Source organism: Enterobacter chuandaensis (genome assembly GCF_003594915.1).
In the GTDB taxonomy this organism is placed as follows: Bacteria; Pseudomonadota; Gammaproteobacteria; order Enterobacterales; family Enterobacteriaceae; genus Enterobacter; species Enterobacter chuandaensis.
Map to the genome: position 1 here is coordinate 82,527 of NZ_QZCS01000016.1, position 25,684 is coordinate 108,210.

The 25,684-nt window shown below is 52.2% G+C and carries 25 protein-coding genes and 1 other annotated feature; of the genes, 14 read left to right on the plus strand and 11 right to left on the minus strand.

Annotated features, from left to right (window positions below):
• The 5 genes from D5066_RS19840 to ugd all read left to right on the plus strand — a co-directional run bounded on the left by D5066_RS19840 (position 1) and on the right by ugd (position 7,329).
• Positions 1-1,443 carry a mannose-1-phosphate guanylyltransferase/mannose-6-phosphate isomerase gene (locus tag D5066_RS19840; protein ID WP_119916984.1) on the plus strand — a complete coding sequence of 481 codons (1,443 nt, stop codon included), beginning with the start codon at positions 1-3 and terminating at the stop codon, positions 1,441-1,443.
• Positions 1,427-2,851 carry a phosphomannomutase gene (locus tag D5066_RS19845; RefSeq protein WP_119916985.1) on the plus strand — a complete coding sequence of 475 codons (1,425 nt, stop codon included), beginning with the start codon at positions 1,427-1,429 and terminating at the stop codon, positions 2,849-2,851. The genes D5066_RS19840 and D5066_RS19845 overlap by 17 nt, the downstream gene beginning before the upstream one ends.
• 96 nt (positions 2,852-2,947) lie before the next feature.
• Complete coding sequence (locus D5066_RS19850) at positions 2,948-4,378, plus strand: undecaprenyl-phosphate galactose phosphotransferase (protein ID WP_119916986.1); 1,431 nt, start codon at positions 2,948-2,950, stop codon at positions 4,376-4,378.
• 151 nt (positions 4,379-4,529) lie between these two features.
• Positions 4,530-5,936, plus strand: coding sequence for an NADP-dependent phosphogluconate dehydrogenase (gene gnd, locus D5066_RS19855; RefSeq protein ID WP_119916987.1), 1,407 nt, complete (start codon positions 4,530-4,532; stop codon positions 5,934-5,936).
• 226 nt (positions 5,937-6,162) lie between these two features.
• Complete coding sequence (gene ugd / locus D5066_RS19860) at positions 6,163-7,329, plus strand: UDP-glucose 6-dehydrogenase (protein ID WP_119916988.1); 1,167 nt, start codon at positions 6,163-6,165, stop codon at positions 7,327-7,329.
• 48 nt (positions 7,330-7,377) lie between these two features.
• Here the strand turns inward: ugd and D5066_RS19865 are convergent, their stop codons facing one another.
• The gene (locus tag D5066_RS19865; protein WP_119916989.1) at positions 7,378-8,382 is read right to left on the minus strand and encodes an NAD-dependent epimerase; all 1,005 of its coding nucleotides are present in this window, start codon (positions 8,380-8,382) and stop codon (positions 7,378-7,380) included.
• Between the two features lie 193 nt (positions 8,383-8,575).
• Here D5066_RS19865 and wzzB point away from each other — a divergent pair, with 193 nt between their 5' ends.
• Positions 8,576-9,556 carry an LPS O-antigen chain length determinant protein WzzB gene (wzzB, locus tag D5066_RS19870; RefSeq protein WP_119916990.1) on the plus strand — a complete coding sequence of 327 codons (981 nt, stop codon included), beginning with the start codon at positions 8,576-8,578 and terminating at the stop codon, positions 9,554-9,556.
• A 39-nt stretch (positions 9,557-9,595) separates the two neighbouring features.
• Here wzzB and hisIE read toward each other — a convergent pair whose 3' ends face one another.
• From hisIE to hisL, 9 genes are all read right to left on the minus strand, one after another.
• Entirely contained in the window at positions 9,596-10,207 is a 612-nt protein-coding gene (hisIE, locus tag D5066_RS19875) for a bifunctional phosphoribosyl-AMP cyclohydrolase/phosphoribosyl-ATP diphosphatase HisIE (RefSeq protein ID WP_119916991.1), read from the minus strand.
• Positions 10,201-10,977: an imidazole glycerol phosphate synthase subunit HisF gene (hisF, locus tag D5066_RS19880; RefSeq protein ID WP_119916992.1), complete on the minus strand. Its 777-nt coding sequence runs from the start codon at positions 10,975-10,977 to the stop codon at positions 10,201-10,203. The genes hisIE and hisF overlap by 7 nt, the downstream gene beginning before the upstream one ends.
• Positions 10,959-11,696: a 1-(5-phosphoribosyl)-5-[(5-phosphoribosylamino)methylideneamino]imidazole-4-carboxamide isomerase gene (gene hisA / locus D5066_RS19885; RefSeq protein WP_119916993.1), complete on the minus strand. Its 738-nt coding sequence runs from the start codon at positions 11,694-11,696 to the stop codon at positions 10,959-10,961. Before hisA ends, hisF begins: the two co-directional genes overlap by 19 nt.
• Complete coding sequence (gene hisH, locus D5066_RS19890) at positions 11,696-12,286, minus strand: imidazole glycerol phosphate synthase subunit HisH (RefSeq protein ID WP_080329645.1); 591 nt, start codon at positions 12,284-12,286, stop codon at positions 11,696-11,698. The genes hisA and hisH overlap by 1 nt, the downstream gene beginning before the upstream one ends.
• Positions 12,286-13,353, minus strand: a complete 1,068-nt coding sequence (gene hisB, locus D5066_RS19895) for a bifunctional histidinol-phosphatase/imidazoleglycerol-phosphate dehydratase HisB (protein WP_119916994.1) — start codon at positions 13,351-13,353, stop codon at positions 12,286-12,288. The genes hisH and hisB overlap by 1 nt, the downstream gene beginning before the upstream one ends.
• A complete protein-coding gene (gene hisC / locus D5066_RS19900) occupies positions 13,350-14,411 on the minus strand; it encodes a histidinol-phosphate transaminase (protein ID WP_119916995.1) in 1,062 nt (353 codons plus the stop codon). The genes hisB and hisC overlap by 4 nt, the downstream gene beginning before the upstream one ends.
• A complete protein-coding gene (hisD, locus tag D5066_RS19905) occupies positions 14,408-15,712 on the minus strand; it encodes a histidinol dehydrogenase (RefSeq protein ID WP_119917004.1) in 1,305 nt (434 codons plus the stop codon). Before hisD ends, hisC begins: the two co-directional genes overlap by 4 nt.
• Positions 15,713-15,717: 5 nt before the next feature.
• On the minus strand, positions 15,718-16,617 hold the full coding sequence (gene hisG, locus D5066_RS19910; protein ID WP_000886595.1) for an ATP phosphoribosyltransferase: 900 nt from the start codon (positions 16,615-16,617) through the stop codon (positions 15,718-15,720).
• Between the two features lie 45 nt (positions 16,618-16,662).
• Positions 16,663-16,786 (minus strand) — a sequence feature (His leader region).
• Positions 16,762-16,812 (minus strand): his operon leader peptide, encoded by a 51-nt coding sequence (hisL, locus tag D5066_RS19915; protein ID WP_001364200.1) that lies wholly within the window; start codon positions 16,810-16,812, stop codon positions 16,762-16,764. (Overlaps the previous feature by 25 nt.)
• Positions 16,813-16,987: 175 nt before the next feature.
• On the opposite strand from hisL, the gene D5066_RS19920 reads away from it, so the two are divergent.
• From D5066_RS19920 to D5066_RS19935, 4 genes are all read left to right on the plus strand, one after another.
• On the plus strand, positions 16,988-17,812 hold the full coding sequence (locus tag D5066_RS19920) for an SDR family oxidoreductase (protein WP_080329642.1): 825 nt from the start codon (positions 16,988-16,990) through the stop codon (positions 17,810-17,812).
• A 41-nt stretch (positions 17,813-17,853) separates the two neighbouring features.
• Complete coding sequence (locus D5066_RS19925) at positions 17,854-18,783, plus strand: LysR substrate-binding domain-containing protein (protein WP_119916996.1); 930 nt, start codon at positions 17,854-17,856, stop codon at positions 18,781-18,783.
• Positions 18,784-19,002: 219 nt separating this feature from the next.
• On the plus strand, positions 19,003-19,065 hold the full coding sequence (gene yoeI, locus D5066_RS19930) for a membrane protein YoeI (RefSeq protein WP_099458931.1): 63 nt from the start codon (positions 19,003-19,005) through the stop codon (positions 19,063-19,065).
• Complete coding sequence (locus D5066_RS19935) at positions 19,055-20,413, plus strand: APC family permease (protein ID WP_165853359.1); 1,359 nt, start codon at positions 19,055-19,057, stop codon at positions 20,411-20,413. Before yoeI ends, D5066_RS19935 begins: the two co-directional genes overlap by 11 nt.
• A 110-nt stretch (positions 20,414-20,523) precedes the next feature.
• Here the strand turns inward: D5066_RS19935 and sbcB are convergent, their stop codons facing one another.
• Positions 20,524-21,960, minus strand: coding sequence for an exodeoxyribonuclease I (sbcB, locus tag D5066_RS19940; protein WP_419179129.1), 1,437 nt, complete (start codon positions 21,958-21,960; stop codon positions 20,524-20,526).
• A gap of 198 nt (positions 21,961-22,158) precedes the next feature.
• Between sbcB and dacD the strand changes: the two genes are divergently transcribed.
• The 4 genes from dacD (at position 22,159) to D5066_RS19960 (ending at position 25,563) form a co-directional block, all read left to right on the plus strand.
• Entirely contained in the window at positions 22,159-23,325 is a 1,167-nt protein-coding gene (gene dacD / locus D5066_RS19945) for a serine-type D-Ala-D-Ala carboxypeptidase DacD (RefSeq protein ID WP_080329638.1), read from the plus strand.
• Between the two features lie 119 nt (positions 23,326-23,444).
• Complete coding sequence (gene sbmC, locus D5066_RS19950; protein WP_028013756.1) at positions 23,445-23,918, plus strand: DNA gyrase inhibitor SbmC; 474 nt, start codon at positions 23,445-23,447, stop codon at positions 23,916-23,918.
• A gap of 92 nt (positions 23,919-24,010) precedes the next feature.
• Positions 24,011-25,069 (plus strand): FUSC family protein, encoded by a 1,059-nt coding sequence (locus D5066_RS19955; protein ID WP_119916999.1) that lies wholly within the window; start codon positions 24,011-24,013, stop codon positions 25,067-25,069.
• A 158-nt stretch (positions 25,070-25,227) separates the two neighbouring features.
• Positions 25,228-25,563, plus strand: a complete 336-nt coding sequence (locus tag D5066_RS19960; RefSeq protein WP_010432067.1) for a DUF496 family protein — start codon at positions 25,228-25,230, stop codon at positions 25,561-25,563.
• Positions 25,564-25,684: the final 121 nt, after the last annotated feature.

Below are 25,684 nucleotides of genomic sequence, written 5' to 3' on the forward strand. Positions count from 1 at the left end.
ATGTCTGTTCTTCCCGTAATAATGGCAGGCGGTACAGGCAGCCGTCTGTGGCCGCTTTCTCGTGAATATCATCCTAAACAATTTCTTAGCGTTGAAGGTAAGTTTTCGATGCTACAAAATACGATATCCAGATTAGCGCCTCTCACAACGGCTTCGCCTGTGGTTATTTGTAACGACCGCCATCGCTTTCTCGTGGCGGAACAACTTCGAGCCATTAATAAACTTGCCAATAATATTATTCTTGAACCTGTAGGCCGTAATACAGCTCCAGCGATTGCACTAGCTGCATTAGGTGCTCGGCAGAATTCGTTGAATAATGATCCTATCTTACTGATTCTCGCAGCGGATCATGTTATTCGAGATGAGGCTGCTTTTATTCGGGCAATTAAGCAGGCTGAACCTCTTGCTCAGCAAGGTAAACTTGTGACGTTTGGCATCGTCCCTACGCATGCCGAGACGGGTTATGGATACATACGACGTGGTGAACATCTCGGGGAAGATGCTTTTGCTGTTGCTGAGTTTGTCGAGAAGCCTGATTTTGACACTGCCTGCCATTATCTTGAAACTGGGAAATATTATTGGAATAGTGGTATGTTCCTTTTTCGTGCAAGCGCTTATCTAAATGAATTAAAGAAATTATCTCCAGATATCTATCTTGCATGCGAAAAAGCAATAGGGCGTGTCAATCCCGATCTTGATTTCATTCGTATTGATCAAGAGGCATTTACGCTTTGCCCCAGTGATTCTATAGATTATGCCGTTATGGAGCATACGCAGCATGGGGTAGTTGTGCCAATGGATGCAGGCTGGTCAGATGTGGGGTCATGGTCTTCGTTATGGGATATTTCTGTAAAAGATCAGCAAAGAAATGTCCTTCACGGCGATGTATTTATACACAAAAGTGAAGATAATTATATTTATTCTGAAAGTGCATTTGTAAGTACTTTGGGCGTCACTAATCTTGTTATTGTTCAAACAGCTGATGCTGTGCTTGTTGCGAGTAAAAATGATGTACAAGACGTTAAGAAAATAGTAGACCATTTAAAACAAAAAAACAGAAGTGAATATAAGCAACATCAAGAAGTTTTTCGTCCTTGGGGAAAATATAACATAATCGATAGCGGTGATGGCTATTTAGTCAAACGTATTACTGTTAACCCAGGAGGGAAATTTGTTGCGCAAATGCATTACCATCGTGCTGAACATTGGGTTGTAGTATCTGGTACTGCCCGTGTCACAAAGGGAGAGCAGACATTCTTAGTCTCTGAAAATGAGTCAACCTTTATCCCGTTTCAGACAATTCATGCGCTAGAAAATCCAGGAATAACTCCATTAGAATTAATAGAAATCCAGTCTGGCTCTTACCTTGGCGAGGATGATATTATCCGCCTTGAACAGCGTTCGGGATTTTCAGAGGAAGGGAATGATGAACCAGGTAAGTAATAGTTGTGATGTAATTGCTGCCTCAGGCATTGCTTTTGGAACCAGTGGTGCTCGGGGTCTTGTTAGCGATTTTACACCTGAAGTATGTGCTGCTTTTACCGCTTCATTTGTGACCGTTATGCAGCAAGATTTTGTGTTTAAAACTGTTGCATTAGCGATTGATAATCGACCAAGCAGCTACGCAATGGCCCAGGCTTGCGTGGCAGCGTTAGAAGATAAAGGCATTAGTGCTATTTTTTATGGTGTTATCCCAACACCTGCTTTAGCGCTCCAGGCTATGACTGATCGTATTCCTGCAATCATGATCACGGGTAGCCACATACCGTTTGATCGGAACGGGTTAAAATTCTACCGTCCCGATGGTGAAATTACGAAAGATGATGAATTAGCGATACTTAAAACTGAAGCCACATGTAAAAAACTTGTACTCAAGACCTTGCCAGTTTCTACAATTGCTGCAGAAAATTACATCTCGCGTTATCTCTCCTTATTCCCTACGCCATTCCTTAAGAATAAACGCATTGGAATTTATGAGCACTCAAGTGCAGGGCGCGATCTTTATAAACCCTTATTTGAAGCCTTAGGAGCCGAAGTTATCAGTTTGGGTAGAAGCGACAATTTTGTTCCTATCGATACTGAAGCAGTTAGTGAAGGCGATAGGGAGAAAGCGATTCTCTGGGCTGAGCATTATAAACTAGATGCTATTTTTTCTACTGATGGTGATGGAGATAGGCCTTTAATTTCTGATGAGAAAGGGCAGTGGCTGCGAGGCGATGTTTTAGGTCTTTTGTGTTCGTTGGCACTTTCTGCTGAGGCAGTCGCTATTCCAGTGAGTTGCAATAGCATGATTTCTACCGGACATTTTTTTAAGCATGTTAAACTTACTAAAATTGGCTCTCCCTTCGTGATCGCGGCCTTCTCTGAATTATCAACACGCTATAAAAATATCGCAGGTTTTGAAGCTAACGGCGGGTTCCTGTTAGGAAGCAATATTTTAGTTAACGAGCAACCATTAGCAGCTCTACCAACTCGTGATGCTGTACTGCCTGCCATCATGCTTCTTTATAGTAGCAGAGACAAAAGTATTAGTTCTCTTGTTCAACAACTGCCTTGTCGCTACACTTACTCTGATCGATTACAGAACGTCAGCCCTGAAAAGAGCCACAAGTTGATTGCGATGGGCATAAAAAATCAGCAATTATTATTAAATACTATAGGTCTACAAGACGAAATTGCTGTATCGCTAGATACAACTGATGGGATAAGAATAGCGCTCGACAGTAATAGTATCGTGCATTTACGCCCTTCAGGAAATGCCCCAGAGTTACGTTGTTATGCAGAAGCTAATTCGCTCGAGACAGCTCAACATATTGTGAAGAGAGTTCTCACTACCATTGTTAATACTTAGTTGAGAATATCTTTATTTTCATTTTTGTGTTTGAGTGCAAATAAATAAAAACATATTTATACGATGTGTTGTTACCCATTTAGAGGGTGAGGGTTAATGGATAATATTCATAATAAGTATAATCCACAATTATGTAAGATCTTATTGGCTGTTTCAGATCTGATATTCTTTAATGTGGCTTTATGGCTTTCTTTGGGATGCGTATATTTAGTTTTTAATGAGGTTCAGCGTTTTATTCCGCAAGAACAATTAGACTCGCGCTTCATTTCCCATTTCATACTTTCAATCGTCTGTGTTGGATGGTTTTGGATACGTTTGCGTCATTACACTTATCGCAAACCATTTTGGTATGAATTAAAAGAGATTATTCGGACTATTGTGATTTTTGCCGTGTTTGATTTGGCGCTGATTGCGTTTACAAAATGGCAATTTTCTCGTTATGTTTGGGTGTTCTGCTGGTCGTTTGCGCTGATTTTGGTGCCCTTATTCCGTGTTCTAACAAAACACTTGCTAAATAAATTAGGTATCTGGAAAAAAACAACCGTCATTCTTGGATGTGGTGAAAATGCAATCGGCGCATACAATGCCTTGCAGAGCGAAGAAATGATGGGTTTTAATGTTGTGGCTTTCTTTGATACTGATGCTGTATCATCTGAAATTTGTTCACTACCTGTAATACAAGATGTAGAAAAAATTTGGAGTTTAAATCGCACTGGCGATATTCATTATATACTTGCCTATGAATATACCGAGCTTGATAAAACACAATTATGGCTTCGTGAGTTATCTAAACACCATTGTCGTTCAGTTACTGTTGTGCCTTCTTTCCGCGGATTGCCCTTATATAATACAGATATGTCCTTCATTTTTAGCCATGAAGTGATGTTATTGAGGATACAAAACAATCTTGCCAAAAGGACCTCTCGTTTTCTTAAGCGTACTTTCGATATTGTTTGCTCTTCATTAATATTGTTAGTCGCATCACCACTCATGATTTACCTGTGGTATAAAGTGACACGTGACGGTGGGCCAGCCATTTATGGTCATCAGCGCGTAGGGCGAAACGGAAAGTTATTCCCGTGCTACAAATTCCGCTCAATGGTGATGAATTCTCAGGAAGTGTTAAAAGAGCTTCTGGATAGCGATCCGGAAGCGAGGGCCGAGTGGGAAAAAGATTTTAAATTAAAGAATGATCCACGCATTACCGCTGTGGGGCGTTTTATTCGTAAAACCAGCCTTGATGAATTACCGCAATTATTCAACGTGCTTAAAGGTGAAATGAGCCTGGTTGGTCCGCGACCTATCATTTCTGACGAACTGGAACGTTACTGTGATGATGTTGACTATTATCTGATGGCAAAGCCTGGCATGACGGGCTTATGGCAAGTGAGTGGTCGTAACGACGTTGATTACGATACACGCGTCTATTTTGATGCATGGTACGTCAAAAATTGGACTCTTTGGAATGATATTGCCATTTTGTTTAAGACGGTGAAGGTTGTGTTACATCGCGATGGTGCATACTGAGATTTTCAGCCGATAATTCACTAGAAAATATGCAGTTATGTGATCAGTGCATCATTTGCTATCCTCTTACCTCGCCCTTGAGTTAACATGTTTTTTACTTTACCCGTCGTTCGCATTCCGGCGGGGTATCCACACCTGACAGGAGTATGTAATGTCCAAGCAACAGATCGGCGTTGTCGGTATGGCAGTGATGGGGCGCAACCTGGCGCTCAACATCGAAAGCCGTGGTTATACCGTCTCCGTTTTCAACCGCTCCCGTGATAAGACCGAAGAAGTCATTGCCGAGAACCCAGGCAAGAAGCTGGTTCCTTTCTATACGGTGAAAGAGTTCGTTGAGTCTCTGGAAACGCCTCGTCGTATCCTGTTAATGGTGAAAGCAGGGGCGGGTACCGATGCAGCTATCGACTCCCTGAAGCCTTACCTTGAAAAAGGTGACATCATCATTGATGGCGGTAACACTTTCTTCCAGGACACCATTCGTCGTAACCGTGAGCTGTCCGCTGAAGGCTTCAACTTCATCGGTACCGGTGTTTCCGGTGGTGAAGAGGGCGCGCTGAAAGGTCCATCTATCATGCCTGGTGGCCAGAAAGATGCATACGAATTGGTTGCGCCTATCCTGACCAAAATCGCAGCCGTGGCTGAAGATGGCGAGCCTTGCGTAACCTATATTGGTGCGGACGGTGCAGGTCACTATGTGAAAATGGTGCACAACGGCATCGAATATGGCGACATGCAGTTGATTGCTGAAGCTTATTCCCTGCTGAAAGGCGGCCTGAACCTCTCCAACGAAGAGTTGGCTGAAACCTTTACCGAGTGGAACAAAGGCGAGCTGAACAGCTACCTGATCGACATCACCAAAGATATCTTCACGAAAAAAGATGAAGAGGGTAAATACCTGGTTGATGTGATTCTGGATGAAGCAGCGAACAAAGGTACCGGTAAATGGACCAGCCAGAGCTCTCTGGATCTGGGGGAACCCCTGTCTCTGATCACCGAATCCGTCTTTGCGCGTTACATCTCTTCTCTGAAAGAGCAGCGCGTCGCGGCATCTAAAGTGCTGTCCGGTCCACAGACTAAACCAGCTGGCGACAAAGCTGAGTTCGTTGAGAAAGTGCGTCGTGCACTGTACCTGGGTAAAATCGTCTCCTACGCGCAGGGCTTCTCTCAGCTGCGTGCGGCGTCAGACGAGAACAACTGGGATCTGAACTACGGTGAAATCGCGAAGATCTTCCGTGCGGGTTGCATCATTCGTGCGCAGTTCCTGCAGAAAATCACCGATGCCTATACTGAGAACGCCGGTATCGCCAACCTTCTGCTGGCACCGTACTTCAAGAAGATTGCGGACGAGTACCAGCAGGCGCTGCGTGACGTGGTCGCTTACGCGGTACAGAACGGTATTCCGGTTCCAACCTTCTCCGCTGCGGTGGCGTACTACGACAGCTATCGTGCTGCCGTGCTGCCTGCCAACCTGATTCAGGCACAGCGTGATTACTTCGGTGCGCATACCTACAAACGCACGGATAAAGAGGGTGTCTTCCATACCGAATGGATGGAATGAGTTAACTCTCAGGAATAACATCAACCCGGAGCTCGTCTCCGGGTTTTTTTTATGCAAAAAATGCCGCGCAATATTCGAAGTAGTCTGAATCTCGTCCCGCTCGTAGTGATTGCTCCTGGTTTGCCTTGACAGTGCTGTTTGCCAGGAGGTACAAAGCCCAACAGTTATGTTTATCGCGATGGTCTGCCGGCCATCAATACAGTTAACTAAAAGAAGTCATTAGCGAATGAAAATAACAATTTCCGGAACAGGGTATGTCGGTCTTTCTAACGGCATTCTGATTGCTCAGAATCATGAAGTGGTTGCACTGGATATCGTGCAGACTAAAGTGGATATGCTCAATCAGAAGAAATCGCCGATTGTCGACAAAGAAATCCAGGATTATCTCAGCAATAAAACGCTGAATTTCCGCGCCACGACGGATAAAGAAGATGCATACCGCGATGCGGATTACGTCATTATTGCCACGCCTACTGACTACGATCCAAAAACCAACTATTTCAACACCTCAACCGTAGAAGCGGTTATCAGGGACGTTATCGCCATCAACCCTGATGCGGTAATGGTCATCAAGTCGACGATCCCGGTTGGTTTTACCAAATCCATCAAAGAAAAGTTTGGTATTGATAATATCTTCTTCTCGCCAGAGTTCCTGCGTGAGGGGAGAGCGCTTTACGATAACCTGCATCCTTCCCGTATCGTCATTGGTGAACGTTCCGAGCGCGCTGAACGTTTCGCCGCGCTGCTTCAGGAAGGCGCAGTGAAGAAAGATATTCAGGTGCTGTTCACTGATTCAACCGAAGCCGAGGCGATTAAGCTTTTCGCGAATACCTATCTGGCAATGCGAGTGGCTTACTTCAATGAGCTCGACAGCTACGCAGAAAGCCTTGGACTGAATACGCGCCAGATTATTGAAGGGGTGTGTCTCGACCCGCGCATTGGCAACCATTACAACAACCCGTCATTTGGCTACGGTGGCTATTGCCTGCCGAAAGACACGAAGCAACTGCTGGCAAACTATCAGGCGGTGCCGAATAATCTCATCTCGGCGATTGTTGATGCTAACCGTACGCGTAAAGATTTCATCTCCGATTCGATCCTTGCACGTCAACCGAAGGTGGTTGGTGTGTACCGTCTGATCATGAAGAGCGGTTCCGATAACTTCCGCGCCTCTTCCATTCAGGGGATCATGAAGCGTATTAAGGCGAAAGGCGTAGAGGTTATTATCTTTGAGCCAGCCATGCAGGAAGATCAGTTCTTCAATTCCCGCGTGATCCGCGATCTGGATGCTTTCAAGAAGGAAGCGGATGTCATCATCTCGAACCGCATGGCGGAAGAGCTGGCTGACGTAGCGGACAAAGTCTATACCCGCGATCTGTTCGGTAGCGACTAATTCTCTTGCTTCATAAAAAACCCGGCTGATTTGCCGGGTTTATTATTTTCAGACCTTATAAAACTCTCGGTACCAGTCAACGAAGTTCTTCACGCCGTCTTTAACCGAGGTTTGCGGTTTAAAACCGATCACGTCATACAGCGCTTTCGTGTCGGCACTGGTTTCCAGTACGTCCCCTGGCTGGAGTGGCAACATATTTTTCTCGGCTTTTTTACCCAGTGCGTCTTCCAGTGCGGTGATGTAGTCCATCAGCTCTACTGGCGAGCTATTACCGATGTTGTAAACCCGGTAAGGTGCTGAACTGGTTGCCGGTGAGCCGGTCTCAACGGTCCAGTTTGTGTCAGGCTGGGGAATAACATCCTGCAGACGAATAATTGCTTCAGCAATATCATCGATGTAGGTAAAGTCGCGCTTCATCTTCCCGTAGTTATAGACATCGATGCTTTTGCCTTCAATCATTGCCTTAGTAAATTTAAACAGCGCCATATCCGGGCGTCCCCACGGACCGTACACGGTAAAGAAGCGCAGTCCGGTGGTCGGCAAGTTGTACAGGTGCGAATAGGTGTGCGACATCAGTTCATTGGCTTTTTTGGTCGCAGCATAGAGTGAAACGGGGTGATCCACTGAATCGTCAGTGGAGAACGGCATTTTGCGGTTGAGGCCATACACGGAGCTTGATGAGGCATAAAGCAGGTGCTGAACGTTGTTGTGACGGCATCCTTCCAGCACGTTGAGATGGCCAATAAGGTTGGCATCCGCATAGGCGTGCGGGTTTTCCAGGGAGTAGCGCACGCCAGCCTGTGCAGCCAGATGAATGACCCGATCAAACTTCTCACCGGCGAAAAGCGCTGCCATGCCTTCACGGTCCGCTAACTCCAGCTTGTGAAAGGTGAAACGCTCTGATTGCAGCCGTTCCAGACGTGCCAGCTTCAGGTTGACATCGTAGTAATCATTTAAGTTATCAATACCGACAACCTGATGGCCAGCTTCAATGAGGCGTTTACTGACATTCGAACCGATAAAACCTGCTGCACCCGTGACCAAAAATTTCATATATTCCCTCTTAAACCCTATTCTTACAGATGCTATAACGCATCACATGATGTCTATGATAGCGCGAAGGGGGATGAGTTACATAACCCATCTTTACGATATAACTCATCGGATTCTTATAGAAAAATCCGCAGTAATCGATAAACTATGCAAACATAATTATGTTTCCCCTTTTTCATCTGTTAGGGATTGTATGACGCAAAACAACAATAGCCAGGTCAGCCGAAGCAACGACCCTGAGCAAATTGATTTACTTGATTTAGTGGTACAGCTGTGGCGTGGGAAATGGATAATAGCAACGTTTGTCGTTGTTTTTATTGCCCTGGCCGTGGGATATCTCACAGTTGCAAAGGAAAAGTGGACCTCAAGTGCGATCATCGCCCAACCTGATGCGGCGCAGATAGCGACCTACTCAAACGCATTGAACATCCTCTACGGCAGCGCTGCTCCTTCAATGCTGGACATTCAAACGCGCGCGATTGATCGTTTTAACGCCTCTTTCTCGGCGTTATCGCAAGCCCTGGACAACCAGGATGTGCCTGAAAAACTGACCATTGAGCCTGCTGTTAAAGGGCAGCCGCTGCCGTTAAGCGTATCCTATACCAGTACCTCTGCAGAAGCGGCGCAAAAGCAATTGGCGCAGTACATCCAACAGGTTGATGAGCAAACGTCAAAGGAACTGGCCCTTGATCTCAAAGACAATATTAAAGAGCAGATTAAAACCCTGAACGATTCTCTGGTTAGCCAGGAGAAGGTCGCTCAGGAGCAGAAAGATCTGCGTATTAAACAGATTGCAGAAGCATTGAAGAATGCTGAAGCGGCGAAAATCTCCTCGCCACAGATTCAGCAAACCCAGGATGTCACCCAGGAGACGATGTTCCTGCTGGGTAGTGAAGGGCTGAAATCGATGATAGATAATGAAGCGTCCCGCCCGCTGATCTTCTCTACCGCATATTATCAGACCAAACGAAACCTGCTGGACATCCAGAACCTGAACGTAAACCCGGACACTATCCATGTTTATCGTTACGTTATGAAGCCGGATCTGCCCGTTCGTCGCGATAGTCCTAAGAAAGCGGTTATTCTGGTTCTTGCCGTGCTGCTGGGCGGTATGATTGGCTGTGGTGTGGTTCTGGGGCGTAATGCATTGCGCAACTACAAACCTAAAGCCTGATTTGCAGATAAAAAAAACCGGGGATTATCCCCGGTTTTTTTATTTGTGACGTTTGCGAAGATTCTCAATCACTGCCGTCAAATCCAGCTCCTGATCCTGCAGCAGCACCAGCAAGTGATACATCAAGTCAGACGCTTCATTCGTCAGCTCCTCGCGGTCATGCACGGTCGCGGCCAGCGCCGTCTCAACGCCTTCTTCTCCCACCTTCTGTGCAATACGCTTAGTCCCGCTGGCGTACAACTTCGCCGTATAAGAACTCTCAGGATCCGCCGTTTTACGCTCTGCCAGCAATTGTTCCAGTTGATACAGGAACAACCACTGGTGGCTCGTCTCGCCGAAGCAGCTGCTGGTCCCTTTGTGGCACGTCGGCCCAATCGGGTTTGCCAGCACCAGCAGTGTATCGTTATCGCAGTCAGGCGTCATGCTGACCACGTTCAGGAAGTGACCCGAAGTTTCCCCTTTGGTCCACAGGCGCTGTTTCGTGCGTGAGAAAAACGTCACTTTTCCGCTGTCGATCGTTTTCGCCAGCGCGTCCTGGTTCATATAACCCAGCATCAGCACTTCGCCTGAGACGGCATGCTGGACAACTACCGGCAGTAATCCGTCCGTTTTTTCCCAGTCCAGCTGCGCCTGTTGTTGCTCTGTTAACATACCCTGATCTCCACGCCCTGGTCAGCCAGGTACGTTTTTAACTCACCAATATTAATAATCTGTTTGTGGAACACGGAGGCTGCGAGCGCGCCGTCCACGTTCGCATCGCGGAAGGCTTCCAGAAAATGTTCCATGGTGCCCGCGCCGCCGGAGGCAATCAGCGGCACGTGGCAGACCGCACGAATTTTTTTCAGCTGTTCGAGGTCATACCCGTTACGCACGCCGTCCTGGTTCATCATATTCAACACTATCTCGCCTGCACCGCGCTTCTGAACTTCCTGCACCCAGTCGAGCGTTTCCCACTGCGTCACGCGCGTGCGGCTTTCATCTCCGGTGTACTGGTTGACGTGGTACTTGCCCGTTGCGGCGTCGAACCAGGTATCAATGCCTACCACAATACACTGCACGCCAAAGCGATCGGCCAGGCGGGTGATGAGTTCCGGCTCGGCCAGAGCAGGGGAGTTGATCGAAATCTTGTCCGCGCCAAAGGAGAGAATTTTGGCGGCGTCGTCAGCGGACTTAATCCCGCCCGCCACGCAGAATGGAATGTCGATCACTTCCGCCACGCGTGCCACCCAGCTTTTATCGACCACGCGGCCATCGCTGGAGGCGGTGATATCATAGAAGACCAGCTCATCTGCGCCTTCATCTGCATAGCGTTTTGCCAGCGGGACGATGTCGCCAATGATCTCGTGGTTGCGGAACTGCACGCCTTTCACGACCTGACCATCGCGCACGTCAAGACAAGGAATTATCCGTTTTGCCAGCATTGAATCGCCTCCGTTACTGTAAATTTACCTTCCAGCAGGGCCCGGCCCACAATCACGCCCTGCACACCGGTACCGCGCAGCGCGGCCACGTCGTCTATATCACCAATGCCGCCCGAAGACTGGAACGCAACCTGCGGATAACGCGCGCAGACCTCTTGATACAGCGAGACGTTAGAGCCCGCCAGCGTACCGTCGCGCGAGATATCCGTGCACAGCACGTGCTTCAGGCCAACGGGCAGATAAATATCGACCAGCTCTTCCAGCGTCACGCCGGAGTTTTCCTGCCAGCCGCACACGGCAACCTGTTTGTTACCCTGCTCGTCAATACGAACGTCCAGCGCCAGCACCAGGGCCTCGGCGCCAAAGCGGCGGAACCAGCCCTTCACCGTCTCAGGATCTTTCACGGCGGTTGACCCTACCACCACGCGCGCCACGTCCGCGTCCAGCAGAGCTGTCACGTCGTCTTCGGTACGCACGCCGCCGCCTACCTGGACGGGCACATCAACACCCGCAACCAGTTTTTTCAGCAGCGGGATCTGGCGCTTCGCCGGATCTTTCGCGCCCGTTAAATCCACCAGGTGCAGCACCTGAGCACCCTGAGCGGCATAATCCTGCAGGCGCGGCAGCGGGTCGTTTCCGTAGTCGCGCTGCTGGCCGTAATCGCCCTGATGAAGACGGACAACTGTGCCGTCGATTAAATCTAAAGCGGGAATAATCATCACATCTCCAGGAAGTTTTTCAGCAGCTGCGCGCCTGCGGCACCAGAGCGCTCCGGGTGAAACTGCACGCCGAAGAAATTGTCTTTCTGCACCGCCGCGGTAAACGCCTCGCCGTAAGTGCACTGGGCGATGGTATTGACGTTCACCGGCATGGCGTAGCTGTGCACGAAGTAGAAGTACGCGCCGTCTTCAATGCCGCGAAACAGCCGATCGCCTGCTTTGGCGTAAACGCGGTTCCAGCCCATATGCGGCAGCGGCAGGCCGTGGTCGGCCATTTTGGGTACGTCTTCGTCGATAATGCCCAGCAGGTCAACGCCGTTGCTCTCTTCGCTGCGGCGGCCAAGAAGCTGCATGCCCAGGCATATCCCCAGCACCGGTTGAGTACAGGCTTTGATCAAATCGACCAGATCGCGAGCGTGGATCTGATCCATCGCCGCCTGCGCCGTGCCAACGCCCGGCAGGAAAAGCTTGTCGGCGCGCAGCACCACGTCCGGGTCACGGCTGACCACCGGCTCATAGCCGTGGCGCGCAATAGCCGATTTCACGGAGTTCAGGTTGGCGCATCCGGTATCCAGAATCACCACGTTCATCAGAGCACTCCTTTCGACGAGGGCAGGGAGTCACCTTCCACGCGGATCGCCTGGCGAAGCGTACGGCCAAAGGCTTTAAAAAGACTCTCCACGCGGTGGTGATCGTTTTTGCCTTTGGTTTTCAGGTGCAGCGTCAGGCCCATGGTATAGGACAATGAACGGAAGAAGTGCTCCACCATTTCGGTGCTGAGATCGCCCACGCGCTGATAGGTGAAATCGGCTTTATATTCCAGGTGCGGACGACCGGAGATATCCATGGCGCAGCGCGCCAGACACTCGTCCATCGGCAGAACGAAGCCAAAACGGTTAATACCGCGCTTGTCGCCGAGCGCCAGCTTCAGGGCTTCACCCAGCGCCAGGCCGGTATCTTCCACGGTGTGGTGATCGTCAATATAAAGGTCGCCTTTCACCGCGATTTCCATGCGGAAACCGCCGTGGGTGGCAATCTGGTCCAGCATGTGGTCAAAGAAACCGACGCCGGTGTGGATCTTGCTGCCGCCTTCACGATCCAGCCAGACCTTCACATCAATCTGCGTCTCTTTGGTGTTGCGCTCAACGTGGGAATAGCGGTCACGTTTTGTCAGCTGCTCGCCAATTTTCGCCCAGTTAAGGTCGTTGCGGTCGTAGCGCAGCCCCGCGATGCCCATGTTTTCCGCCAGCGTAATATCGGTGATGCGATCGCCGATGACGTAGCTGTTGGTTTTATCCAGCGCATCTTCAGCCAGATAGCGCTCAACCAGCTTCACCTTCGGCTTACGGCAGTCGCACTCGTCAGCCGGCAGGTGCGGGCAAATCAGTACCTCATCAAATACCACGCCCTGAGAGGTCAGCACCTGCATCATCAGGTTATGTGGGCCGTCAAAGTCCGCCTGCGGGAAGCTGTCCGTGCCCAGACCGTCCTGATTGGTGATCATCACCAGCTTATAGCCTGCTTTTTGCAGCTTAAGCAGCACCGGGATCACGTCCGGTTCAAAAGCCAGCTTGTCGAAACGATCGACCTGGAAATCGGCTGGTGGCTCCGAAATAAGGGTGCCGTCACGATCGATGAAAAGGATCTTCTGGGTCATACTTTCTCCGCTTTCAGGGCGTCAATCACGCGCTGGCTCTCTGCACGGGTGCCTACGGTAATGCGCAGGCATCCGCTCAGAGAAGGTTGTTTATTCTGGTCTCGTAAGATAATGCCCTGATCCCACAAAGATTTAAATACGGCGCTGGAGGCGGTGAAGCGCGCCAGGATGTAGTTGGTTTCCGAGTCGAACACCTGCTCGACGCAAGGGATGTCTTTCAGCGCGGTGACAAGGTACTGACGTTCCTCCAGGATCTGCGCCACGCGTTCGCGCATCGCGTTGATACCCTGAGGCGTCAGCGCCTGTGCAGCGATATCGGCGACCGGCGTTGAGAGCGGGTACGGGGCGATCACTTTCAACAGCAGGTCGATAACCTCTTTATTCGCCAGCGTAAACCCGCAGCGCAGGCCCGCGAGGGCAAAGGCTTTTGACAGCGTGCGCAGCACCACCAGATGCGGATACTCTTCCAGCCAGCCCGTCAGCGTCGCCTGCGGGCAGAACTCGATGTAGGCTTCGTCGGCCACTACCAGCGCTTTACCCCGGGTCATCTCCAGCAGGGTACGAATATCCTGCGGGTTAATAATCTGCCCGGTTGGGTTATTTGGGCTGCAGACAAAGACCACCTTCACGCCGTCGAGATTGTCGGCAATGCCCTGCAGATCCAGCTGCCAGTTCTCCAGCGCCTGCACGTTGCGGCACGCCACGCCAAAGGTTTCCGCGCTGACGCTGTACATCCCGTAGGTGGGCTGGCAGTACATCACCGCGTCTTTCCCCGGCTCGCAGAAGGCGCGGATCAGCAGCTCAATGCCTTCATCCGCGCCGCGGCTGACCAGCACCTGCTCTGGCTTCACGCCCGCGTACTGCGCGTAGTTTTCAATTACTGCTTTTGGCTGACACTCCGGGTAGCGGTTCAGCGTTTGCTGCGACAGCTCAAACTGCACTGCCGTCGGGAATTCGTTGGCGTTCAGCCAGACATCCCCTTTGCCGCCGAGACGACGCGCGGACTGGTAAGGCGTCAGGCGACGGACATTTTCGCGGGCTAATTCTTCAATGTTCATGCTTGCTCCTTCAGGGCGGCAACGCGCAGCGTCACGGCGTTTTTGTGGGCAGTCAGGCGCTCGGCGGCAGCGAGGGTTTCAATAGTAGAAGCCAGTGAAGCAAACCCTTCGCGGGAGAGTTCCTGCACGGTCATGCGCTTCTGGAAATCCGCCAGGCCGAGGCTGGAACAGGTAGAGGTGTAGCCATAAGTCGGCAGCACATGGTTGGTGCCGGAGGCGTAATCCCCCGCGGACTCCGGTGACCAGTCGCCGAGGAACACCGAGCCTGCGCTGGTAATGCTGTCGACCAGATCGCGCGCGTTGCGGGTCTGAATGATCAGGTGCTCCGGGCCGTACTGGTTGGAGATGGCTATGCACTGATCCAGGTCGCGCGCCACAATCAGGCGGCTGGCCGCTAACGCCTGGCGTGCCGTGTCGGCGCGGGGCAGATCGGCAAGCTGGCGCTCGACGGCTTCACCCACGCGTTTCGCCATATCGCCGTCCGGCGTCAGCAGGATGACCTGCGAGTCCGGGCCGTGTTCCGCCTGTGAAAGCAGGTCGGAGGCCACGAAGTCCGGCGTGGCGCCGCTGTCGGCAATCACCAGTACCTCAGACGGGCCGGCAGGCATATCGATGGCCGCACCGTCCAGACGCTGGCTGACCTGGCGCTTGGCTTCGGTCACATACGCATTGCCTGGCCCAAAGATTTTGTCGACCTTCGGAATGGATTCCGTCCCAAACGCCAGGGCGGAAATCGCCTGCGCACCGCCCACTTTATAGACCGCCTGCACGCCGCACAGCGTCGCCGCGTAGAGAATCTCGTCGGCAATCGGTGGCGGAGAGCAGAGCACCACTTTCTGACACCCGGCAATACGCGCCGGGGTCGCCAGCATCAATACGGTGGAGAAGAGCGGGGCAGAGCCACCAGGAATATAGAGGCCGATGGATGCAACCGGGCGCGTCACCTGCTGGCAGCGCACGCCGGGCAGGGTTTCAACATCCACGGTCTGCAGTTTCTGCGCGGTGTGGAAGGTATCAATGTTTTTTACCGCGACGGCCATCGCCTGCTTGATGTCATCACCCAGACGATTGCTTGCATCACTGATTTCCTGCTCGGTCACTTTCAGTGCGTCGACTTCGGTCTTATCAAACTTCGCGCTGTATTCACGCAGAGCCTCATCGCCACGGGCTTTGACGTTATCCAGGATCTCCGCAACGGTGCGCGAGATGCTCTCAGAGGCGGAAATCGCCGGGCGCATCAGCAGCTCGCGCTGCTGTGCGTCGCTACAGTTATTCCAGTCGATGATTGTGTTAAAGCTCATGGCCATTACTCCATCATCTTCTCAATTGGCAGCACCAGGATAGAGCTTGCGCCCAGCGCCTTCAGTTTTTCCATGGTTTCCCAGAACAGGGTTTCGCTGCTGACCATGTGCATCGCCACGCGCTGCTGATCGCCCGCCAGAGGAAGGATTGTTGGACGCTCGGCGCCTGGCAGCAGGGCAATCACTTCATCCAGACGTTCGGTTGGGGCATGCATCATGATGTATTTGGATTCACGCGCCTGAATCACGCCCTGAATGCGGGTCAGCAGTTTGTCGATGAGCTGCTGCTTGGCGTCGGCCATCTCGCCGTCTCGCTGAATCAGGCACGCTTTAGAGCGGTAGATCACTTCCACTTCGCGCAACCCGTTCGCTTCCAGGGTGGCACCCGTGGAGACGAGGTCACAGATGGCGTCCGCCAGACCCGCACGCGGCGCCACTTCAACAGAGCCGTTCAGCAGGCAGGATTTAAACTGTACGCCTTTCTGGTCCAGGTAACGCTTTAACAGGTGAGGATAGGAGGTGGCGATACGTTTGCCATTCAGTGCGGCCGGGCCGTCCCAGGCTTCATCGACCGGCGTTGCCAGCGACAGGCGGCAGCCGCCGAAGTCCAGGCGACGCAGGGTGAAGTAACGCGGATCTTCGCCCTGAGCACGGCGGGTCAGCAGCTCTTCTTCCAGCACGTTTTCACCGATGATACCGAGGTCAACAACGCCATCCATCACCAGGCCCGGGATATCGTCATCACGCACGCGCAGAATGTCGATCGGCATGTTTTCAGCCAGAGCAATCAGGCGCTGGGTGTGCAGGTTGATTTTGATCCCGCAGCGGGCCAGCAGTTCGCGTGAATCATCACTTAAACGGCCTGATTTTTGAATAGCTATGCGTAAACGTGAGTTATCTAACATTCTTTATTCCTCGTTAACCTGTTTTAACCTGTCTGAATTTGGTCCAAAAAAAAGCCCCCGGAAGAAGATCTTCCGGGGGCTTTTTCATGCGTTCATGCACCACTGGAAGATCCAAACGTCTTCCAGCACACATCGCCTGAAAGACTAGTCAGGATGATGGTGATGATGGTGGTGTTTAAATTGAACGCGTGTCATATAAATTCTCGATGAATGCTTATTCATTTGATGTCTTTTAACCTAAACCAGTTGTACGACATATTGCAAGGGCTTTTTTTGATCATTAATTCATTTCATATTGATGCTATGAATTGTGTGTTCTGCCGGGCTGGCGTAGCCTTATGAAAGACGAGTAAGAGTCAGGAGAATTCGCATGAAAAAGGTCGCGATTGTCGGTTTAGGATGGCTGGGAATGCCGCTGGCGATGTCATTAGCCGCGAAAGGCTGGCAGGTGACCGGGAGCAAAACCACGGCGGATGGGGTAGAGGCCGCGCGCATGTGTGGTATTGATGGCGTTGAACTGCGTCTTGAACCGGAGCTGGTGTGTGATGCTGACGATCTGGACACGCTGATGAACGTGGATGCGCTGGTGATTACGCTACCCGCGCGGCGCAGCGGGCCGGGCGAGTCATTTTATCTGCAGGCGATGCAGGAGATTGTCGACAGCGCGCTGGCGCACCACGTGCCGCGCATTATTTTTACCAGCTCGACGTCGGTCTATGGCGATGCCGAGGGCGTAGTGAAAGAGAGTTCCGAGCGACGTCCCGTTACAGCAAGCGGTCAGGTTCTGAAAGAACTGGAAGACTGGCTGCACAACCTTCCCGGCACGCAGGTGGATATCGTCCGTTTGGCGGGGCTGGTTGGCCCCGGGCGTCATCCGGGACGCTTCTTTGCCGGAAAAACCGCGCCAGACGGTCAGCATGGCGTGAATCTTGTGCATCTTGAAGATGTTATTGGCGCGATTGAGCTACTCTTGCAGGCTCCAAAAGGCGGACACATCTATAATATATGTGCACCGTCTCATCCGGCGCGAAGCACGTTTTACCCGCTCATGGCACGCCAGCTTGGGTTAACTCCGCCAGTTTTTGGTGAAGCAAAGGACGAAAGCAAAGGCAAAATTGTTGATGGCAATCGCATTTGCCATGAGCTGGGGTTTGAGTATCAGTATCCCGATCCGCTGGTGATGCCCATGGAATAAGTCCCGCAGCGGAGACGATCGCACACCAGAAGGGGGCGAGCATGAAACCGCTGCTGGATGTTCTTATTATTCTGGATGCACTGGAAAAAGAGGGGAGCTTTGCGGCTGCCTCGGCAAAGCTCTACAAAACCCCTTCGGCACTTAGCTATACCGTTCAGAAACTGGAAAGCGATCTCAATATTCAGATCCTCGATCGCACCGGGCATCGCGCGCGTTTCACCCGCACCGGGCAAATGCTGCTGGAAAAAGGCCGCGACGTTCTGCATACCGTTCGCGAGCTGGAAAAACAGGCGGTCAAGCTCCATCAGGGGTGGGAAAACGAGCTGGTTATTGGCGTGGATGATACCTTTCCGTTTTCTCTCCTGACGCCGCTTATTGAAGCGTTTTATCTGCATCACAGCGTCACCCGGCTTATCTTCATCAATGGCGTGCTGGGCGGCTCCTGGGATGCATTAACCCAGGGCAGGGCGGACATTTTTGTCGGTGCCCTGCATGAGCCTCCCCAGTTGAGTGATTTTGGTTTTGCCCGCCTGGGCGTGCTGGAGCAGGTATTTGCCGTGGCGCCCCATCATCCGCTGGCCCAGGTGCCGGAGCCCCTTAACCGCCGCATCATTAAGGGGTACCGCGCGATTGTGGTGGGAGACAGTTCACGCCCCGAATGTGCGGTTTCCTCGCAGCTGCTGGATGAGCAGGAAGCCATCACCGTTTTCGACTTCAAAACCAAGCTGGAACTGCAAATTAGCGGTCTGGGCTGTGGCTATTTGCCGCGTTATCTGGCGCAGCGCTTTATTGATAGCGGTGCGCTTGTTGAAAAACAGGTACTTGCTCAAAGCAGTAACGAATCGGTGTGGGTGGGCTGGAATGAACAAACCGCCGGGCTTGCCAGCGCCTGGTGGCGGGACGAAATTTTAGCAAATAGTGCTATCGCCGCCGTTTACTCTCAGAGCAGCGTCGAGAAATCAGCCAGTTAGCAAAAAGAAAATTGCCCGGTGCGTTGCAAAGTATTGCCTTTTGTATCCGATGTGGGGCAAAATGCCGCCGCTGCAACCAAATGAATAATCGACGATATAAAAGGCGTCGGTTATTTTTTTTTGCATGTACGAAACGAAACTAAAAACCAAGAGGCCGGGCTTCGTACCGGATAGATATTTACTAAAATCCGACAGTTGTTGTCGCTGAGGAAGAAACAAATGGGGCAATTTTTCGCTTACGTGGCGGTTATCACCGTAAAGGAGAATAACTATGTCGCATAACGCAACTCCAAACACCTCTCGCGTGGAATTACGTAAAACGCTTACGTTGATTCCGGTTGTTATGATGGGCCTTGCCTATATGCAACCGATGACGCTGTTCGATACATTCGGTATCGTATCGGGCCTCACTGACGGTCACGTTGCGACGGCGTACGCCTTTGCACTGGTCGCTATTCTCTTTACTGCGCTGAGCTACGGTAAGCTGGTTCGCCGTTTCCCGTCCGCAGGCTCTGCGTACACCTATGCCCAGAAATCCATCAGCCCGGCGGTTGGCTTTATGGTGGGCTGGTCATCGCTGCTGGACTACCTGTTCATGCCGATGATCAACATTCTGCTGGCAAAAATTTACTTTGAAGCGCTGGTGCCTTCCGTGCCGTCGTGGCTCTTCGTTGTTGCGCTGGTGGCCTTTATGACCATCTCTAACCTGCGCAGCATCAAGACCGTGGCTAACTTCAACACCCTGATCGTTATCCTGCAGATGGGGATTGTTGCGGTTATCGTCGGCCTGATCATCTACGGCGTTTCTCACGGCGAAGGCGCAGGCACGCTGACCAGCACCCGTCCATTCTGGTCTGAAGGTGCACACGTTGTGCCGATGATCACCGGTGCGACCATCCTGTGCTTCTCGTTCCTGGGCTTCGACGGTATCTCTTCTCTGTCTGAAGAGACCAAAGACGCCGAGCGCGTAATCCCGCGAGCGATTTTCCTGACAGCGCTGATTGGCGGCCTGATCTTTATCTGTGCCTCCTACTTCCTGCAGCTGTACTTCCCGGATATCTCTCGCTTTAAAGATCCGGATGCGTCACAGCCTGAAATCATGCTGTACGTAGCAGGTAAAACCTTCCAGTGGGGCGTGCTGATCTTCTCCAGCGTGACCGTGCTGGCGTCCGGCATGGCGGCACACGCGGGTGTTTCTCGTCTGATGTACGTTATGGGTCGTGACGGCGTGTTCCCAACTCGTTTCTTCGGCTACGTGCATCCGAAATGGCGTACCCCGGCGTGGAACGTGCTGCTGGTTGGCGCGATTGCCCTGCTGGCGATTAAATTTGACCTGGTGACGGCGACCGCGCTGATTAACTTCGGTGCGCTGGTGGCGTTCACCTTCGTTAACCTCTCCGTGATCTCTCAGTTCTGGATCCGTGAGAAACGCAACAAAACGCTGAAAGACCACTTCAACTACCTGGTACTGCCAGTGTGTGGTGCCCTGACGGTAGGCGCGCTGTGGATTAACCTGGAAGAGAGCTCTATGGTTCTGGGGCTGATTTGGGGCGGTATCGGTCTGGTTTACCTGGCCTGCGTTACGAAGAGCTTCCGTAACCCGGTTCCTCAGTACGAAGACGTCGCGTAATATTGTGTCGGGTGGCGGCTACGCCTTACCCGACCTACAAAACACGCAGGCCCGCGCCAGCGGGCAAAAAAAGCCGGAGACATCGCCTCCGGCTTTTTTATTCCCCTCACTTAGACTATCTCTTGCGCGTACTGGAACAGGGATTTCAACAGTGCCTGTTTTTCAGCATTCCCTTCGTACTGGCCATAAAGCATTTCCAGCTCCTGGGCATAACTATTAAGGAACTCCGGGGTAAAGACATTGCGACGATGCTGTAGCCAGCGTTCCTGTTCTGTTTCATCCAGCGTGCCGGGATAGTTACGTGCCCGGTAATTAAACATCAGCTTTTCGATGCGCTTGTCGGCGAAGGTGATATCCAGCGCCGGCAGGTTGCGCGGCTCGGTTTGCAGGACGATATTCATGGCTGCACGATCGGCATCGCTGAAGAAGCCGTTATACAGCTGTGCGTCTACATTTTCCGACGGAACAAATGGCTCTGCTTCGGCAAAGATGGCGACAACTTTTTCGCGCACCTGCGGATTTTCACGCAGAACCTTAAGATTATCCAGGCAGTGCTGGCGGTTAATACCCAGCCTGTCGGCATCTTCCGGGCGCAGCGTGTTGGCCTGCGCCAGCACCGGACATTTATTGATATGCACCAGTTTGACCGGCACCGCAGGCAGATCCCCGAGTTCGTTTTTCGGGGTGTAAAGCCGTTCGCGCAGGGTATCGCTGTCGAGTTCCAGCAGCGGCGAAATATCGCCCGCCAGGTCCACCATGATAACCGCATTACGGTTATCCGGATGCCACGCCAGCGGCGCAACCCAGCTGGTGTTGCCGCGCCAGGCGCCAAACATGCCGGAAATGTGCACCAGCGGTTTCATCTGCGGTACATCAATCAGCATGGTCAGTTTCTGCTTGCTGCGGTGGCTAAGCAAATACTCAAACAGCCTTGGCTGCGCGGTTTTCACCAGCTTTGCCATGGCGATGGTGGCATAAACGTCCGCCATCGCGTCGTGGGCATTGCTGTGCTCGATGCCGTTGGCGCGCGTCAGGTGCTCCAGCCGGAAGCTCGTCAGCCCTTCCTCATTCTCCGGCCAGTTAATGCCTTCAGGACGCAGGGCATAACAGGCGCGCATGATATCGAGTAAATCCCAGCGCGAGTTGCGGTTCTGCCAGCTCCAGGCGTAGGGATCGTAAAAGTTGCGATAGAAGATGTTGCGCGTCACTTCATCGTCAAAACGGATGTTGTTGTAACCGACCACGCAGGTGTTGGGAACGGTAAACAGCTCGTGAATGCGGCGGGCGAACTCTGCTTCATTAACGCCTTTTTCCCGCGCTTCCTGCGGCGTAATTCCGGTGACCATCACCGCGCCAGGCTGCGGCAGGTAGTCATCCGCCGGTTTGCAGTAAAAGACCTCGGGCTCGCCAATGATGTTGAATTCGTCGTCGGTACGGATGGCGGCAAACTGCGCCGGTCGGTCCAGCGCCGGATGCGTGCCAAAGGTTTCGTAGTCGTGGAATAAAAAAGTCGGGCGTGCGGCAGAGTCAGACACCAGTAATACCATCCTGTTAAAAAATGACGTCACTATGGTAAACGATCGTGCGGGTCAGACCGAATAAAAAGCGCCGCGGTGGCGTAAATTTGTGAGACAGCTTCAGAGAAAAACCTGAGTTCTGTCACATTTTTTTTCAATTAAGCCAGGTAACGACATCAGAACTCCCGTAAAAAGGTCATCGATTTTTAATGACCTGAGGATATACCGTTGAAACGCCGTCTGTTTATTGCTGTTTCTTTACTCGCTTCGAGTGTCTCATCTGCTTTTGCGGCCGAACCACTGGATTTTTCGCCGCAGCCTCCGGCCATTCAGGCGGGCTCCTGGGTGCTGATGGATTACACGACTGGTCAGATCTTAACGGCGGGCAACGAACATCAGCAACGCAATCCGGCGAGCCTCACCAAGCTGATGACGGGCTATGTGGTCGATCGGGCCATTGACAGCCATCGCATTACGCCGGACGACATTGTCACCGTAGGGCGTGACGCGTGGGCGAAAGGCAACCCGGTTTTTGACGGATCGTCGCTGATGTTCCTGAAAGAGGGCGATCGCGTCTCCGTGCGTGACCTGAGCCGTGGGCTGATTGTCGATTCCGGCAACGACGCCTGCGTGGCGCTGGCCGATCACGTGGCGGGCGGGCAGCCGCAGTTTGTGAAGATGATGAACGACTACGTGCAGAAGCTGAACCTGCGCGATACGCACTTTGAAACCGTCCACGGTCTGGACGCGCCGGGCCAGCACAGCTCCGCTTACGATCTGGCCGTGCTCTCCCGCGCCATCATCCACGGTGAGCCAGAGTTTTACCATATGTACAGCGAAAAGAGCCTGACCTGGAACGGGATCACTCAGCAGAACCGTAACGGCCTGCTGTGGGATAAGACCATGAATGTGGACGGTCTGAAAACGGGGCATACCTCGGGCGCGGGCTTTAACCTGATTGCCTCCGCGGTGGACGGCCAGCGTCGTTTGATCGCGGTGGTGATGGGGGCCGACAGCCCGAAAGGGCGCGAGGACCAGGCACGCAAGCTTTTGCACTGGGGACAGCAGAATTTTGATACGGTGCAGATCCTGCATAACGGTAAAAAAGTGGGGACAGAGCGTATCTGGTACGGTGATAAAGAACAGATAAACCTGGGCACCGATCAGGACTTCTGGTTGGCACTGCCAAAAGCGGAAGTGCCGAACATCAAAGCCAAATACGTGCTGGATAAAAAAGAGCTGGAAGCGCCGATTGCCGCCCATCAGCGGGTCGGGGAGATCCAGCTCTACGATCGCGACAAAGTTGTGGCGCACTGGCCGCTGGTCACGCTGGAAGCCGTTGATAAGGGCGGCGTATTCTCACGCCTGAGCGATTATCTTCACCACACGCTGTAACCGCTGATGAGCAGACTGGCAGGGTTGCGAGTCTGCTCACATAATAAACACTCCTCGTTTGCCGATAATAGAAATCCTGCTTTATAGTGTATAAATATACAGTGATAATCGGAGGCAGCATGGACTACAGCATCAAGCAGCAACAGAAGCGTAAAATTGCGGGTTTTCATCTTGTTGGGCCGTGGGAAAAAACGGTCAAGCAGGGCTTTGAACAGCTGGTCATGTGGGTGGACGGGCGTCACATTGAGCCGCTGGAGTGGGTGGCGGTCTATTACGATAATCCCGATGAGGTTCCGGCAGAAAAACTGCGCTGCGATACGGCCGTTACGGTGCCGGATGATTTCGTGATCCCGGAAAATAGCGAAGGGGTGATGATGACGGAAATCGCGGCTGGTGATTATGCCGTGGCGACGGCGCGCGTGGAAAACTACGACTTTGCGACCCCGTGGTATCAGTTCTTTAATTCCCTGCTGCAGGACAATAAATATCAGATGGCGCTTAAGCCCTGCTTTGAGCGCTATCTTAATGATGGCAACGCGGACGGCTACTGGGATATTGAAATGTTCATCGCAGTAGAGCACAAAACGGTTTAAGCCTGCTTAATGAAGGGTTTTTCAGCCGGGAGCGATCCGTCCGGCTGAAAACACAGTACAATTGTGGTTTGCCGTGTAGCTGGAGAGCGGGTGTGCGTCCCGACAAATCATTAACCCCTTTTGAAATTCGTTTATATAAACATTACCGCGTGGTGCACGGGTGCCGCATTGCGCTGGCATTTGTGCTGACGTTTGTCCTCGTCCGGTTGCTGGATGTACCGGAAGGGACATGGCCGCTGATCACGCTGGTAGTGGTGATGGGGCCTATCTCATTTTGGGGGAACGTTGTCCCGCGCGCCTTCGAGCGCATCGGCGGTACCGTTCTCGGCTCTGCACTGGGGCTTATCGCCCTGAAGCTGGAGCTGATCTCCTTTCCGGTGATGCTGGCATGGTGCGGGGCCGCCATGTTCCTGTGCGGCTGGCTGGCGCTGGGCAAGCGGCCTTATCAGGCGCTGCTGATTGGTATCACTCTCGCGGTCGTGGTCGGTGCGCCCGCCGGGGATATGACCACGGCGCTGTGGCGAAGCGGGGACGTCATTCTGGGATCGCTGCTCGCCATGCTGTTTACCGGCATCTGGCCGCAGCGGGCTTTTTTGCACTGGCGTATCCAGATGGCAAACTACGTTACCGCCTTTAACCGCGTCTATCAGGCCGGTTTTTCCCCTAATCTGGTTGAACGTCCGCGGCTGGAAAAGCATCTGCAAACCATACTCAACGACGTGGTTAAAATGCGCGGACTGATCACGCCCGTCAGCAAAGAGACCCATATCCAGAAAGCAATTTTCGAAGCTATCCAGACGGTCAGCCGCAATCTGGTGTGCATGCTTGAACTGCAAATCAATGCGCACTGGGCTTCTCGCCCCAGCCACCTGTTGATGCTTAACGCGCAGACCCTCAAAGAGACGCAAATGATGACGCAGCAAACCCTGCTGACCATCGCCCATGCGCTCTATGAAGGCAACCCGCAGCCCGTTCTGGCGAACAGCGAGCGTCTGAATGAAATTGTGGCAGAGCTGAAACAGCTGATCAATGAGCGGCAGGGCGATAACGTGGCGGAAACGCCCATCCATGGCTATGTCTGGCTGAGCCTGGAACTGGCGCGTCAGCTTGAGCTGCTATCGCACCTGATTTGTCGGGCGCTGCGCAAATAAAACGCGGATGTGACGCCTGCTGCTTCGATTCAGCAGCAATTGGGGTTATGATAGCTTTAAACGATATAGCCATTGTCATTCGCAGCCGCTGTCAGTAAGGTTATTGTTACAACGGTTGCTTTAACGAATCCGAATCTCACATTATCAGGGGTGTAAAAATGGAAACTACCAAGCCTTCGTTCCAGGATGTTCTGGAATTCGTCCGCCTGTTCCGCCGCAAAAACAAGCTGCAGCGTGAAATCCAGGACGTTGAGAAGAAGATCCGTGACAACCAGAAGCGTGTTCTGCTGCTCGACAACCTGAGCGACTACATCAAGCCAGGCATGAGCGTTGAAGCTATTCAGGGCATCATCGCCAGCATGAAGAGCGACTATGAAGACCGTGTTGATGATTACATCATCAAAAATGCGGAGCTGTCCAAAGAGCGTCGCGACATCTCTAAGAAGCTGAAAGTGATGGGCGAAATCAAAAACGCCGAAGCAAAAAGCGAGTAATCGCAGCGAATTGTGAAAAAGGCTCTCTGGTGACAGGGAGCTTTTTTTATTTGTCGATCTGCGGTCCGTTGGTTTTGTAGGTTGGGTCAGGCGCAGCCGCCACCCGACAATTTTACCCGAT